This window comes from Burkholderia sp. 3C, assembly GCF_054589155.1.
This window is the reverse complement of the sequence record NZ_BAAILN010000068.1, coordinates 1-14506: the sequence shown is the minus strand read 5'-3', so window position 1 is coordinate 14506 and position 14506 is coordinate 1. Positions and strand designations below refer to the sequence as shown.

At 62.9% G+C, this 14506-nt stretch carries 15 protein-coding genes and 1 rRNA gene; 6 read left to right on the top strand and 10 right to left on the bottom strand.

Translation table 11 applies throughout. The features are described 5' to 3' along the window. Nucleotides 1-297: 297 nt before the first annotated feature. On the bottom strand, nucleotides 298-1284 hold the full coding sequence (locus tag ACYP33_RS12340) for a LysR family transcriptional regulator (RefSeq protein WP_414451395.1): 987 nt from the start codon (nucleotides 1282-1284) through the stop codon (nucleotides 298-300). Nucleotides 1285-1396: 112 nt separating this feature from the next. Between ACYP33_RS12340 and ACYP33_RS12335 the strand changes: the two genes are divergently transcribed. From ACYP33_RS12335 to hemP, 3 genes are all read left to right on the top strand, one after another. Continuing rightward, nucleotides 1397-2269 (top strand): pirin family protein, encoded by an 873-nt coding sequence (locus tag ACYP33_RS12335; protein ID WP_459621969.1) that lies wholly within the window; start codon nucleotides 1397-1399, stop codon nucleotides 2267-2269. A gap of 105 nt (nucleotides 2270-2374) precedes the next feature. Continuing rightward, nucleotides 2375-2860, top strand: a complete 486-nt coding sequence (locus ACYP33_RS12330) for an SRPBCC family protein (RefSeq protein ID WP_459621967.1) — start codon at nucleotides 2375-2377, stop codon at nucleotides 2858-2860. Nucleotides 2861-3079: 219 nt separating this feature from the next. After that, entirely contained in the window at nucleotides 3080-3322 is a 243-nt protein-coding gene (gene hemP, locus ACYP33_RS12325; RefSeq protein ID WP_414451392.1) for a hemin uptake protein HemP, read from the top strand. Between the two features lie 263 nt (nucleotides 3323-3585). On the opposite strand, the gene ACYP33_RS12320 is transcribed toward hemP, so the two are convergent. The 5 genes from ACYP33_RS12320 to uvrB form a co-directional block, all read right to left on the bottom strand. Next, nucleotides 3586-4986 (bottom strand): 4Fe-4S binding protein, encoded by a 1401-nt coding sequence (locus ACYP33_RS12320; protein ID WP_414442607.1) that lies wholly within the window; start codon nucleotides 4984-4986, stop codon nucleotides 3586-3588. Continuing rightward, nucleotides 4983-5825, bottom strand: coding sequence for an FTR1 family iron permease (locus tag ACYP33_RS12315; RefSeq protein WP_414442608.1), 843 nt, complete (start codon nucleotides 5823-5825; stop codon nucleotides 4983-4985). The genes ACYP33_RS12320 and ACYP33_RS12315 overlap by 4 nt, the downstream gene beginning before the upstream one ends. Nucleotides 5826-5883: 58 nt before the next feature. Further along, complete coding sequence (locus ACYP33_RS12310) at nucleotides 5884-6216, bottom strand: cupredoxin domain-containing protein (protein WP_414442609.1); 333 nt, start codon at nucleotides 6214-6216, stop codon at nucleotides 5884-5886. Between the two features lie 55 nt (nucleotides 6217-6271). Next, entirely contained in the window at nucleotides 6272-6823 is a 552-nt protein-coding gene (locus ACYP33_RS12305; protein ID WP_414442610.1) for an iron transporter, read from the bottom strand. A gap of 279 nt (nucleotides 6824-7102) precedes the next feature. Further along, complete coding sequence (uvrB, locus tag ACYP33_RS12300) at nucleotides 7103-9193, bottom strand: excinuclease ABC subunit UvrB (protein ID WP_414442611.1); 2091 nt, start codon at nucleotides 9191-9193, stop codon at nucleotides 7103-7105. Between the two features lie 327 nt (nucleotides 9194-9520). Here uvrB and ACYP33_RS12295 point away from each other — a divergent pair, with 327 nt between their 5' ends. The 3 genes from ACYP33_RS12295 to ACYP33_RS12285 all read left to right on the top strand — a co-directional run bounded on the left by ACYP33_RS12295 (nucleotide 9521) and on the right by ACYP33_RS12285 (nucleotide 12983). Next, nucleotides 9521-10720: an amino acid aminotransferase gene (locus ACYP33_RS12295; protein ID WP_459621962.1), complete on the top strand. Its 1200-nt coding sequence runs from the start codon at nucleotides 9521-9523 to the stop codon at nucleotides 10718-10720. Between the two features lie 336 nt (nucleotides 10721-11056). Continuing rightward, nucleotides 11057-12028 carry a potassium channel beta subunit family protein gene (locus ACYP33_RS12290; protein ID WP_459621994.1) on the top strand — a complete coding sequence of 324 codons (972 nt, stop codon included), beginning with the start codon at nucleotides 11057-11059 and terminating at the stop codon, nucleotides 12026-12028. A gap of 109 nt (nucleotides 12029-12137) precedes the next feature. Continuing rightward, entirely contained in the window at nucleotides 12138-12983 is an 846-nt protein-coding gene (locus tag ACYP33_RS12285; protein WP_414451911.1) for a 23S rRNA (adenine(2030)-N(6))-methyltransferase RlmJ, read from the top strand. Between the two features lie 21 nt (nucleotides 12984-13004). Here ACYP33_RS12285 and ACYP33_RS12280 read toward each other — a convergent pair whose 3' ends face one another. The 4 genes from ACYP33_RS12280 to rrf all read right to left on the bottom strand — a co-directional run. Next, nucleotides 13005-13331, bottom strand: coding sequence for a hypothetical protein (locus ACYP33_RS12280; RefSeq protein WP_414451389.1), 327 nt, complete (start codon nucleotides 13329-13331; stop codon nucleotides 13005-13007). Nucleotides 13332-13487: 156 nt separating this feature from the next. After that, nucleotides 13488-13634: a DUF3563 family protein gene (locus ACYP33_RS12275; RefSeq protein WP_206128603.1), complete on the bottom strand. Its 147-nt coding sequence runs from the start codon at nucleotides 13632-13634 to the stop codon at nucleotides 13488-13490. Between the two features lie 225 nt (nucleotides 13635-13859). Further along, a complete protein-coding gene (gene cueR / locus ACYP33_RS12270) occupies nucleotides 13860-14258 on the bottom strand; it encodes a Cu(I)-responsive transcriptional regulator (RefSeq protein ID WP_459621959.1) in 399 nt (132 codons plus the stop codon). Between the two features lie 159 nt (nucleotides 14259-14417). After that, nucleotides 14418-14506, bottom strand: a 5S ribosomal RNA gene (rrf, locus tag ACYP33_RS12265); the annotation flags it as partial.

The following is a 14506-nucleotide window of genomic DNA, read 5'->3' as shown; positions in this document are numbered from 1 at the left end:
AAAAGGCCTTCATCGAACGATGAAGGCCTTTTTTAATGCGCACGCGGGCGCCTTCGGGCGGCGGGCTCTTCGGCGGCGTCAGGCGCCTGGAGCAACGCAATGCGACACGCCGTGGTCTGCACGGACTTGCGCGTTCTGCCCTATCTGGCTGGCAATATATGCAGCCACCGGATTCGCTCGGAACATCCCTTCGCGAAGTGGAATTCCAATATAGGCGGCGCTGTCGGGGCATTCAAGCGAGCCCCGATTGAATCTCGCGATGACAGGCGGCGCTTCAATGACAAAACCGATCCACGCTCACACGGCCGCGGCTGCCGCCACGGCAGCCTGCTCCGCCTGCTGCTTCTTTTCACGCTCAGGGCACTGCGGCTCGCGGTAATCGTTGTCGAGTTTCTCGACGAGGAAATCGACGAACGAGCGCACCGCCGGCGGCATCCCCTGCCGCGACACGAACACCGCATAGAGCCGCGGCACCGGCAAGGTCCAGCCCGGCATGACCGGCGACAGTTGCCCGGCGCGCAACGCATTGCCGTACATCATCTCCGGCAGCGCCGCGATCCCGACCCCATCGAGTACGGCCTCGCGGATCGTCATCAGGTCGGCCGTGACGAGACGCGGCTCGTGCTCGTGCACATGGCGCGCGCCGTCCGGCGCGATCAGGTTGAACACGTGCCGGCCATCGCCCGAGGGCGTGTCGAGCGTCTCGAAGCGCGACAGATCACCCGGCTCCAGCGGCGGCGCATTCTGGCCCAGCAGGCTCGGCGAGCCGACCAGCATCTGCTCGGTGCGCCACAGCGGCCGAACGACGATATTGGCGTTCTCCGGCGGCTCGGAACGCACACGCAACGCGATGTCGATCGAATCCTCGAACAGATCGATCACCTGATTGGTCACGCGCACCTGCACGCGCACCTCCGGGTAGCGGTGCAGGAATTCGGGCAGCAGCCGCGACATCATCGTCTGCGACAGCGTCACGGGCACGCTGACGCGCACCGTGCCGCGCGGCGAGGCTCGCAACTGCTGCACCGCGTTCATCGCCGCCTGCGCCTCGGCCAGCATCGCCTGGCAGTGCTGGTAGAACAGTTGCCCGGCCTCGGTCAGCGCCAGCTTGCGCGTCGAGCGCTGCAGCAGGCGCACGCCGAGCGTCGCCTCCAGCTCCGTGAGCCGGCGCGACAGACGCGACTTCGAAATCCCCAGAACGCGTTCGGCAGCCGAAAACCCACCGTGCTCGACGATCTGCGAGAAATACATCAGGTCGTTCAGATTGTGTGCATCGATATTCATTTCATCGTTCCAATGGCAGAACGATCCATTGCGGATCGCGCGGAATTCAACCGCAGGCCGATCCATATAATAGCCTTTGACTTCGCTCAAACGCTCGTAAGGAAAATATCCGATGCCCGTATCGCGCTCCATCCTGCGCGTCTATCCGTCGTTACGGGCGACGGAAGGCGCCGGCTTCCAGGTTCATCGCCCGTTCCCCACCCGTCTGCTCGCCGATTTCGACCCGTTCCTGCTGTTCGACGAGCTCGGCCCGATCGACTATGCACCGGGCGCGGCCAAAGGCGCGCCCGATCATCCGCACCGCGGCTTCGAAACCGTCACCTACGTGCTCGACGGCCATTTCCGCCATCGCGATTCGGCCGGCCATACCGGCGAATTGCGTGCGGGCGACGTGCAATGGATGACGGCCGGCTCGGGGCTGATTCACAGCGAAATGCCCGACCCGGAATTCGCGGCGGCGGGCGGCCGCGTGCACGGCATCCAGCTTTGGGTGAACCTGCGGCGCGACGACAAGCGCGCCCGGCCGCGCTATCAGGACATCGCGTCGTCGTCGCTGCCCGGCGTGACGTCCGAGGACGGCCGGACCCGCATCAAGGTGATCGCGGGCGAGGCGTTCGGCGTGCAGGCCGCCATCGACACGCATACGCCGCTGCTCTACCTGCACCTGACGCTGCAGCCCGGCGCGCAGGTCAGCGTGCCGGTGCCGTGCGATTTCCGGGCGTTCGCCTATCCGCTCTGCGGTGCGGGCCGTTACGGCGCGAGCGGGCAGATCAGCGGCCCGCAGCAGATGATCGTGTTCGACGACGACGGCGATACGGTCGAGATCGGCGCCGGCGACGCCCCACTCGATGTACTGCTGGTGGGCGGCCGGCCGATCAACGAGCCGATCGTGCGCTACGGCCCGTTCGTCATGAATACCGAGCAGGAGATTCGCGACGCCGTGGCCGATTACCAGGCCGGCCGGATGGGGTCGATCGCGCCTTGAACCCCTGATCACGCGCCGATCCGGCCCCGGACGGCGCTTCCAAATTCCGTCACAATAGTTCCCTTTTGCGGCTCACCGCCGCGACGACCGAAGGAAGCTCTCGCCTTGAATTTTGAACACCTGATCCAGATCAACGCGACGGACAACCCGATGTTGCCGACGCTGACGCGCGACCAACTCTGGGAAGGCCTCGTCCTGCGCGCCGAACAGCCGCAACTGTTCGTGATCGGCCTCGACGATTGCAAGATCAGCGATCGAACCGACACCACGCTCGAGCGCGAGTTGCACTTCGGCCAGGCGACGATCCGCGATCGCGTCACGTTCACGCCGAATCATCAGGTCCGCTACGACATCCACGCCGCCAACGGCGAGATCGGCGGCTCGTTGACCATGACGATCGAGGAGCACGACGACCAGGCGCTGTTCCTGCGCTTCACCTACGCCACCACGCTGCCGGACACGGCCGACACCGAGGATGCCCGACAGACCCAGGGCATCGTCAAGGAGGCGTACCGCACCTCCGATATCGACACGGTCCGCCTGATCCGCGAATACGCGCAGGGCCGCCGCGATCCCGATCCGCTGCACTGAACGCTTCACCGGCGGCCCGCTCGCGCGCCGCCGGTCCTGCTTCGCCGCCCTTTACCGCCCCGCTTCGCCGCCCCGTATTTCGCGTTCTTTTCGCGCTCGTTCCGCCGCTTATCAAAAACTATCGATCAAGCTCAGTCGATTAAAAAACATCGCTAGTAAATGGGAATAATTATCATTTAGAATTCATTCCATCGACACACCACTGATTGAACGGCCCGAATGACCGAACTTATGCGAACTTCCACACTCAGCCTGCGCCGCACCAGCAGCGCGGCGCCCGGTGGCCGGACGAAAGTTGCGGCTGTCACGAAGTCGGATAGCACCGACAACCCGGAGCCGAATCAGCGCGTCGTGTCCAGCGATGCCCTGTTGCAAGGCCGCAAGCTCGTCTCGATCATGCATAACGGCGAGACTTATCAGCTTCGCGCCACGCGTCTGGGCAAGCTGATCCTGACGAAGTAAGTACCGAGTATTGTGGGGACCACCTCCCTGAGAGGTGTTGGGCAGTAGCCAGCCGTAACGGCTTGCACGCGAGATCTAGACCCCTTCGTGCAACCCAACTCAAGCAGTCGTTACAGCAAGCCAAGCCATTTTTTTGGTTCTCATACTGAAGCAGCGAAAGCGACGTGCCTGACGGGCACGTCGCTTTTTTCATTGGCGGGAGAACAACGGGAAACCCTCCATGCGGTGCGGATGGCGCAGGACGATACGGCGGATCAGCCGTGTCAGAACACCCAGAACATCAGCCACCAGGCGCTGTCGACGATCGCCAGCGCCAAGCCGAAGCCCGCCATCGCGGCGAACCGGCGCGGCCATGCCGCATAACGCCCCGTCACGCGCCAGGCCAGCCACGCGCTCCAGAGGTTCGAGCCGACCAGGATCGCGATTCGCACCGGCGAAGCCCAGTCGAGCGGCAGATGTTCGGCGCGCAGCAGCGACAGCGTGGTGGCCGACAGGCCGAGGAACACGCCCGCGCCGGCCAGCGGAATCAGCGCCTGCGTCAGGTGATGCAGGCGCACGCGATCGAAGCGGCCCAGCAGCGCCGACGCACCGGCCAGCACGATCAGCAGCGCCGTGCCGTAGATCAGCCCCGTGCCGACGATATACGACACCACCAGCCCGCCATCGAGCCAGGAGAACACATCGTTCTGATCGGGGTAATGCGTGAGCAGGAACCACGGCGCGTTGGTTTCGAGCGGCCAGGTGATGTCGCGGTCGATCAGCCAGCCGGCCAGCCATTGCTTGATCGTCACGAACCAGGGGCTGGCGGACCAGTGGAACGCACCGATCGCGATGCCCAGCAGGCCGTAGAGGATCAGCGCGGTGTCCCAGGGGTTCGCCTGCGCATCGCCGAGTTCGACGACTTCCTCGGACGGCGAGCGCACCGTCAGCGCGATCGCGTCGCGATGGCCGCTGCAACGGCCGCACATATGGCACTCGGCCGCGCCCTTCATGTTGCGCAGCGGCACCAGCGGCGCGCAGTTGATCGGAATCACGCGATGGCCGTGCTCGCCTTCCGTATAGGAGCGGCGCCACGCAGCCTCGTCGACCTTGAAGCGCACCGGCGCCAGCCGCGCGAGCAACGCGAACACGCCGTTGACGGGGCACAGATACTTGCACCAGACGCGCTTCTCGCGGCCGTACAGCAGGCCGATCACCATCGCCGCGAACGTCGAGCCACCGAGCACCAGCAGCACGGCGCGCGGGTATTGATAGACGCTGACCATCTGGCCGTAGATGGTGGTGATGCCAAACGCGACGAACGGCCAGCCGCCCCAGCGCATCCAGCGCGGAATCGCGCGGCCGCGGCCAAACTTGCTGGCGAACTCGGCAAGCGCCCCCTCGGGGCACAGCACGCCGCACCACACCCGGCCCAGCATCACCATCGACAGCAGCACGAACGGCCACCAGATGCCCCAGAACACGAACTGCGCCGCGAGCGTCAGGTTGTTCCACAGGTGCGCCGTGTCGTCGGGCAGCGGCGTGAACGCCGGCACGAGAATCAGGAACGCATAGACCAGCACCACCACCCACTGGATGCCGCGAATCCACGCGCCGTGCCGCTGCATCCAGTGACCGGCTTCGGTCAGCCGGCTCCAGCGCAGGCCGCTCGCCGGCGTGCTCATGCGGCGCGCCCTGCCGCGGCGGCCGGACGGCGCGTCGCGATCTTCAGCAGCCCGTACACCACGACCCAATACAGCACGTAGGCCACCAGGTTGGTCAGCGCCGGATGTGCGCGATAGCCGGTCAGCGTGGCGACCAGCGAGCCGAACGTGCTCGAATCGTCGAGGATCGCCGAGCTGTCCCACAGCTGCGAGATGCCCAGCGGCAGGATTTCCTTGTCGATCAGTTTGTCGACGCCCGCCTCGAACAGGCCCGCACCGAGGAACAGCAACATGATTTCGGTGACGCGGAAGAACAGGCGCCACGAGAAGATCTTGCCGCCCAGTTGCAGCAGATAGAAGGTGAACAGCGCGAGCGCGAGGCCGATCACGACCGCCAGCACCTGAGCGCCGCCCACATGGCCGCTCTGGCCGAAGCCGAGGCCGTACAGGAAGATCACCGTCTCGCTGCCCTCGCGCGCAATGGCCAGCGCCACCAGCACCGCCACGCCCCACCAGTTGGCGGTTTTAGTGGTTTCCTGCAGCGATTGCTCCATGTCGCGCTTGAGCGTGCGCCCGTGTTTCTTCATCCAGAACACCATCTGCACGATCAGCACGCAGGCGACCAGCACCATCGCGGTCTGGAAGTAATCCTGCGCGTCGCCCGACAGCACTTCGGTGAACCCGACCAGCGCGGCGCCCAGGCCCAGCGCCATCAACAGGCCCGCGCCCACGCCAACCCAGAGGTACGGCAAGCCGCGGCGCGTTTCGGCGTCGCCGTTGCGCAGCCACGCATAGAGAATGCCGACGACCAATAGCGCCTCGACGCTTTCACGCCAGACGATGAAAATGATTTGACCCATTGATAACCTCCGTGTCCCGGCCGCGGCGGGACGTCCGCGGCCGCACGATAAATCGGAACTACTTCGCGACGATGACGCCTTGCGCTTGCTGATGAAAATCGTCGAAGAATTTGTATTCGCCCGGCGACAGCGGCGCGATCACGACGAACGATTCGGCGCCCGGCGCGAGGACCTTCTCCTTGCGAAGCTGGACGCTCTCGAATTCGACGGCGCCCTTGCCGGTATTGCGGACTTCGATCTTGATGCGCTGGCCGGCCGGCACTTCGATGCGGGCCGGGTTGAGCTTGCCGTCGGCCATCTCGAGCTTGAAGGTCGGCAGATCGGCGGCTTGAGCCGCGGTTGCAACGGCCAGGCCGGCGAGCACGGCGGCGAAAATCTTGGGGAATGTCATTGTGCTTCTCGTAGAAGGCGGCATCGAGGCGATGCCGCCCGGCCGTGGAACCCGATCAGTAACCGCCCTTCTTGCCGATGCCGGCGAACGGGAAGTCGTATTCGAGCGTGAACGGCTTGAACCATGGGCCCACGCCCGTTTCCTTGTCGACGTGGCGGCCGAACGCCATATGGCCCATCTGCATCGGCGGCTTGACCGTCAGCGCCAGGTGGTACTTGCCCGGGCCGGCCAGCTTGACGTTGTCGCCGTAGTGCGGGCCATCGTTCGCGACCATGCCCATCAGCACGCCCTGCGACTTCCACTTCGCGTCGCCCTGCTTGGTCAGCGTGTATTCCACCTGCAGGTACGGCATCCAGTCGCCTTCGGCGAAGCCGGTCGGATTGTTCTTCACCGCGTGGATGTCGGTCTCCAGGTGGATGTCCGAATCCGATGCCTTGCGCATCATGCCTTCCGGTTCCATCGTGATCGGTTGCAGGTAGACCGTGCCCACCTCCATGCCACCCTGGATTTGCTGCTTGCCGATCGGATACTCGGCGGCCGATGCCGACATCGCGAAAAGTGCCGCCGCGACTGCGACCCCACAACGGGTGATGGACGAACCGAACATTGAGACTCCTGATTATTATCGTCAGATGAAAAAATGCCGCCCGGCTCCTACCGCGCGACATGAGTAAGCAAGAACGTTAATGCGAACCATTCTCAATAATTGGCGAGTTTAGCATTGAATCGCACGCGAAACAAAGGGGGAATAATTTCAAGCCTTTGACGCAGAAAGGATTTCGGAAGATTTTCGAAGACGGTCGGAAAGCGGCATTCGATGCCGGCGTGGATCGCGGAAATGCACCGATCTGGTCACTTTCGTGGCCGGATCGGTGTGGGAACGGAATCAGTTCGCGCCTTCGAGGCGGTCGCCCACGTTGGCGCCGAACACACGCTCGCGCAACAGCGAGAGCTGATCGCGCGTCTGCGCGGCCTTCTCGAACTCGAGGTTCTTCGCGTAGTCGGTCATCTGCTTTTCGAGACGCTTGATTTCCTTGGCGAGCTGCTTCTCGGACATGTCCTCGAATTTCGCGCGCTGCTGCGCTTCCTTCAGCTCGGCGCGTGCATCGTCGGCGTTGTAGACGCCATCGATGATGTCCTTGATACGCTTCACCACGCCGCGCGGCGTGATGCCGAGCGCCTCGTTGTGGGCGATCTGCTTGACCCGGCGGCGTTCGGTTTCATCGATCGCGCGGCGCATCGAATCGGTGATCTTGTCGCCATACAGAATCGCCTTGCCGTTCACGTTACGCGCCGCACGCCCGATCGTCTGGATCAGCGAGCGCTCGGCGCGCAGGAAGCCTTCCTTGTCGGCGTCGAGAATCGCCACCAGCGACACCTCGGGAATGTCCAGGCCCTCGCGCAGCAGGTTGATGCCCACCAGCACGTCGAACGTGCCGAGCCGCAGGTCGCGGATGATTTCGACGCGCTCGACCGTGTCGATATCGCTGTGCAGATAGCGCACCTTGACGCCGTGGTCGGACAGGAACTCGGTCAGTTGCTCGGACATTCGCTTGGTCAGCGTGGTGATCAGCACGCGCTCGCCGGCCTTCACCCGCTCGTTGATCTCGGCCAGCACGTCGTCCACCTGGGTGGTCGCCGGCCGCACCTCGATCTCGGGGTCGACCAGGCCGGTCGGCCGCACCACCTGTTCGGCCGTCTGCCCCGACACGCGCTGCTCGTAGTCGGCCGGCGTGGCCGATACGAACACGACCTGGCGCATCTTGCGCTCGAACTCGGGGAATTTCAGCGGCCGGTTGTCGAGCGCCGACGGCAAACGGAAGCCGTAATTGACGAGGTTTTCCTTGCGTGCGCGGTCGCCGTTGTACATCCCGTTCAACTGACCGATCAGCACGTGCGATTCGTCGAGCAGCATCAGCGCGTCGGACGGCAGGTAATCGACCAGCGTCGGAGGCGGCTCGCCGGCGGCGGCGCCCGAAAAATGCCGCGAGTAGTTCTCGATGCCCTTGCAGAAGCCCAGCTCCTGCAGCATCTCGAGATCGAAGCGGGTGCGCTGTTCGAGCCGCTGCGCCTCGACCAGGCGATTGTCGGAATGGAAGAATTCGAGACGTTCGCGCAGTTCGTCCTTGATCGTCTCGATCGCGCGCATCACCGTGTCGCGCGGCGTGACGTAGTGCGACGACGGATAAACCGTGAAGCGCGGGATCTTCTGGCGCACCCGGCCCGTCAGCGGATCGAACAGTTGCAGCGTCTCGACCTCGTCGTCGAACAACTCGACGCGCACCGCCATCTCGGCGTGCTCGGCCGGGAAGATGTCGATCGTGTCGCCTCGCACGCGGAACGTGCCGCGCTGGAAATCCTGCTCGTTGCGCGTGTACTGCATCGCGATCAGCCGCGCGATCACGTCGCGCTGGCCGAGCCGGTCGCCGGCACGCAGCGTCAGGATCATCTGGTGGTATTCGGACGGGTTGCCGATACCGTAGATCGCCGACACGGTGGCCACGATCACCACGTCGCGCCGCTCCATCAGGCTCTTGGTGGCCGACAGCCGCATCTGCTCGATGTGCTCGTTGATCGACGAGTCCTTTTCGATGAACAGGTCGCGCTGCGGCACATAGGCTTCCGGCTGGTAATAGTCGTAGTACGAAACGAAATACTCGACCGCATTGCGCGGAAAGAACTCGCGGAACTCGGCATAGAGCTGTGCGGCGAGCGTTTTGTTCGGCGCGAACACGATGGCCGGGCGGCCGAGCTGCGCGATCGTGTTCGCCATCGTGAAGGTCTTGCCGGACCCCGTCACGCCGAGCAGCGTCTGGAACGACAGACCGTCCTCCACGCCCTCGACGAGCGTGGCGATTGCCGTGGGCTGATCACCGGCAGGCGGATACGGCTGATAAAGCTGGAATGGCGAACCGTCGAACGTCGCGAATTTCGATTCGTCGAGTTCGGCGGACACATCGGGGGAATGTTCGGACATGGAGCGAGGGCCTGGCCGCGTGCAAAAGAGCATTTTAGCGCTTCGCCCACCGCCGGGCTGACCGTTAGGCGCAGCGGCGGTCCGGACAGACGGGCTCGGCACGGCGCGATGCCGCCACCAGGATGGCTACGTCGCGGCCAACGCCCGAGGTTGCGTCCGGTTTCTGCCTCGCCATACCTGCATCACCCACCCGGCTTTGGCCGAAATCGCGGCGCAATTCGCTACAATGGCGGGATTCGCTCCGGAAGCTGCGGCCCTCGGCATGCACCCGCGCCACGCGGGAACCGGACCCCGATTTCATTCCACTACTACTGCTGCGAAATCATCATGTCGCTCTTTTCCGCTGTCGAACTCGCCCCCCGCGACCCGATCCTGGGCCTCAACGAAGCCTTCAACGCCGATACGCGCCCGACCAAGGTGAACCTCGGCGTTGGCGTGTACACCAACGAAGAAGGCAAGATCCCGTTGCTGCGCGCCGTGCGTGACGCGGAAAAGGCACGCGTCGAAGCCGGCCTGCCGCGCGGCTACCTGCCGATCGACGGCATCGCCGCCTATGACGCCGCCGTGCAGAAGCTGCTGCTCGGCAACGATTCGCCGCTGATCGCAGCCGGCCGCGTCGTGACGGCGCAAGCCATCGGCGGCACGGGCGCGCTGAAGATCGGCGCGGATTTCCTGCGCACACTGAACCCGAACGCCAAGGTCGCGATCAGCGATCCGAGCTGGGAAAACCACCGCGCGCTGTTCGAGACGGCCGGCTTCAAGGTCGATGCCTACCCGTACTACGACGCCGCCACCCACGGCGTGAACTTCGACGCCATGCTCGGCGCGCTGAACAGCTACGCTGCCGGCACGATCGTCGTGCTGCACGCGTGCTGCCACAACCCGACCGGCGTCGACCTGACCGAAGCGCAATGGGCGCAGGTCGTCGAAACGGTCAAGGCTCGCCAGCTCGTGCCGTTCCTCGACATCGCCTATCAAGGCTTCGGCGAAGACCTCGAAGCCGATTCGGCAGCCGTGCGCCTGTTTGCTGCGGCCGACCTGAACGTGTTCGTGTCGTCGTCGTTCTCGAAGTCGTTCTCGCTCTACGGCGAGCGTATCGGCGCGCTGTCGATCATCACCGCGAGCAAGGACGAAGCCACGCGCGTGCTGTCGCAACTGAAGCGCGTGATCCGCACGAACTACTCCAACCCGCCGACCCACGGTGGCGCACTGGTTGCAGCCGTGCTGGGCTCGCCGGACCTGTACGCTTCGTGGGTGCAGGAACTCGGCGAAATGCGCGACCGTATCCGCGCGATGCGCAATGGCCTGGTCGACCGCCTGAAGGCGAGCGGCGTGGACCGCGACTTCAGCTTCATCAATGCCCAGCGCGGCATGTTCTCGTACTCGGGCCTGACGTCGGCGCAAGTCGACCGTCTGCGCGAAGAGTTCGGCATCTACGCGGTGGGCACCGGCCGGATCTGCGTGGCTGCGCTCAACACGCGCAACATCGATGCCGTCGCCAACGCGATTGCAGCGGTGCTGAAGTAAGTAAGTCAGGCGACTGGCGCGAACGATTCGCGCTATATCGCTCTGCCGGAAACGCGCTCTACGGAGCGCGTTTTTTATTGGCGATAAAAATGTAGCCATAGCGCCGCGCAACCCGTGAACACCACAACAACCTTGCCGCTCAGTTTCGAATCCATGCCGACGTCTCCCAAATCCAGCAGGTTCCAATGAAATCATGGCCGGGCATGGCAAAACAAGCTGGCCATTCGGCTAGTTGTCGGCACGCGTCCGGCGCCGCTATCGTGCACGAAGCGTCCTGCATGCCGTCCGCAAACGGGCTAAGCTAGCCGCTCTGTTCCGAACAGGAGGAAAGCCATGATGAATTACCGACGCCTGGGCCGATCCGGGCTGCAAGTCAGCGAATTGTCGATCGGTTCGTGGGTCACGTACGGCAACCAGGTCGATCAACGTGCCGCGCGCGAATCGCTGGCCGCGGCGCGCGATGCCGGCATCAATTTCTTCGACAATGCCGAGGTGTACGCGCGCGGGCAATCCGAGGAAATCATGGGCGAAGCGTTGAAGTCGCTAGGCTGGTCGCGCATCAGCTATGTGGTGTCGACGAAGTTTTTCTGGGGCCTGGCCGAAGCACCGAATCAATATCACACGTTGAACCGCAAATATCTGATGGACGCGATCGACGGCTCCTTGCGCCGGCTGAAGCTCGACTACGTCGACCTCGTGTTCTGTCACCGCCCCGATCCGAATACGCCGATCGAGGAGACGGTCTGGACGATGAGCGACATGATCGCGCGCGGCAAGGCGCTTTACTGGGGCACGTCGGAGTGGAGCGCGGATGAAATTCGCGCCGCTTACGACATCGCCGAGCGCCATCACCTGCACAAGCCGGTCATGGAACAGCCGCAGTACAACCTGCTGCACCGCCGCCGCGTCGAGCAGGAATACAATCGGCTCTACGAAGACATCGGCCTGGGCCTCACTACATGGAGCCCGCTCGCATCGGGCCTGCTGACCGGCAAGTATCGCGATGGGGTACCTGCCGACAGCCGGGCAGCCATTCAAGGCTACGATTGGCTGCGCGAACAATTGACGGATCCGGCGAAGAATCAGGCGGTCTCGAAGCTGGCCGGCGTCGCCGACGAGCTCGGCTGCACGCTGGCGCAGTTGGCCATCGCGTGGATTCTGAAGAACCCGAACGTCAGCACGGTCATCACCGGGGCCTCGCGCGTCGAACAGATCGGCGAAAACATGAAGGCGATCGAGGTGGCGGCTCGATTGACGCCCGAGTTGAAGCAGCATATCGAGGAGATCGTCGGCGATCAGGCGCAGTAAGCGCTCTCGCGTACAATAGCCGGCCGCGCGAATTGCGAATGCAGGTGCCTGAATGGGCCGGCAAAGCGTTCGGGCGGCCGTTTTTGACTCTACTCGCCTCATCCCCGCCATGTTCAGTTACCGCCACGCGTTTCATGCCGGCAACCACGCCGATGTGCTCAAGCACGCCGTCGTCGTCCAGTTGCTTCACCACCTGAACAAGAAAGACAAATCGTATTGGTATATCGACACGCACGCGGGGGCGGGCGTGTATGCGCTGGACGAAGGCTTCGCGGCGAAGACGGCCGAATATGAAACCGGCATTGCCAAGCTGTGGAATGCCGACGACCTGCCCGCGGCACTCTCGGACTACGTCGACGAAATTCGCTCCTGCAACGAGTCGGCCGATCTGCGCTACTACCCGGGCTCGCCGTACCTCGCGTGGCGCATGCTGCGTGAGCAGGACCGCATCCGGCTGTTCGAGATGCACAGCACCGAAATCGATATCCTGCGTCACAACTTCCGCGACGCAGGCCGGCGCGCGATGATTTACGCAACAGACGGTTTCGAAGGGCTCAAGGCCCTGCTGCCGCCACCTCCGCGTCGTGCCCTGGTGCTCATTGATCCTTCGTATGAAGACAAGCGCGATTACGCGCGCACGCTTGCTTGTGTCGAGGAAGGGCTGAAGCGCTTCGCGACCGGTTGCTACGCCGTGTGGTATCCGCAGGTCAAGCGCCCTGAATCGGAGCGCTTCCCCGACCAACTGAAGCGGCTGCAGACGACGAACTGGTTGCATCTCACGCTGACGGTCAGTCATGCTCCGGCAGATGGATTCGGGCTGTACGGCAGCGGCATGTTCATTCTGAACCCGCCCTATACACTGGCTGAATCGATGCGGGAAGCCCTGCCCTATCTCGTAGAAGCACTCGGCCAGGATGGCGGCGCCAAGTTCGGCCTGGAACTGCGCAGCGCCTGAGCAAGCAGCCGAGGCAGTTCGCTATTGTCGATAGCCCGGCGTAGCAGGCAGGCGAATATACGGTGCGACGACAACAGGCACCTGGTTGTTTTGCTGCAATTCAGCGGGCTGCCGGATCTGCGCAGGCTCGACAATCGGCGCCGGATTCAACGGTGCAGTTTGCAGCACCGTTCCGGACCGCCCATCGTGGATACCGGTTTGCGTATCGAGCACCACCGGCGGCCGCTCTTCTTGTTTGGTGGGCTGCTTTGCGTTCGCATTCGAGCCCCAACTAGCGATTGCTATCAGCAGCACCGCCCACCATTGACGCTTGCCCGAATCACAGTACATCGAAGACATCTTGCTCATCCCGCCCATCCGTTGGATTGATCCCGTTTTCAAGACAATACCGCTGGATGCCGACCTCGTGCCACATTGATCGGATCAAAAAAGCAAAAGCCCCGACAAGTTCGGGGCTTTTTACATTTTTGCATGCAAACCGCATGCAGCCGAAACGGGTTCAGCTTACAGCGAGTAGCCGTTCGTTTCGAGCGAGCGAATGCGGTGCTCGAGTTGAACGATGTCGCTCGACGATGCCAGATAGGCTTCGCGACGCTCACGTTCAGCAGATTCAAACCAGTAGCTCAGCTTTTCAACGATGTACGCAACCATGATGCTCTCCAAGGAAGTTTGAGATCCCCCGGCTGACACTGAATCAGGGATATCCCGTATAGGGTTGACCCGAATTATAGCGAGAACGCACCATCTTGCTAATGAAATGCACGAATAGTTTGCATTCCAAAACAGAATGCACCCTAAAAAATACCGTCAACCTATTGATTTATTTAAGAATCACGCGCGAACACTGGAATTTTCGACGCATTTAATTGCACCGACTTAGTGCGTATTGGTATCGGCGAGTTGTTCAAGGATCAGACAGTCCGGGCGATCGTCGCCATGGCAGTGTGCCGCGAGCTTGGCCAAGGTATTTCGCATGTCCGTGAGCTCGGCAATTCTCTGGTCGAGTTCGGATACATGTTCGAGGGCAATTGCCTTGACCTCCGCGCTGGCACGGGAGCGGTCTTGCCAAAGCGCCAGCAGCTTTCGGACATCGTCGACGAGAAAACCCAGCCTGCGCGCTTGCCGGATGAACTTCAGCAGATGAACTTCGCTATCACCGTATGTGCGGTAGCCGGCGTCAGTTCGCTGCGCTGGCTCGATCAGGCCGACGCTTTCGTAGTAGCGAATCATTTTCGCGCTGACGCCAGAGGCGCGCGCGGCTTCACCGATATTCACGTGATTTTCTCCCGTCGATAACGGCCGATCGTAGCGCGATATTGAAAATGCCGCTGACTTCGCACCCGTTGCGTGGGCGTCCCGTTGCGACGGGATGTTTTCCGCGGCCTGAAAGACAAAACCCCCACTGCATTCGCAGCGGGGGTTCTGAAGAGGGAAGCCTGACGATTACCTACTTTCACACGGGCAATCCGCACTATCATCGGCGTAGAGTCGTTTCACGGTCCTGTTCGGGATGGGAAGGGGTG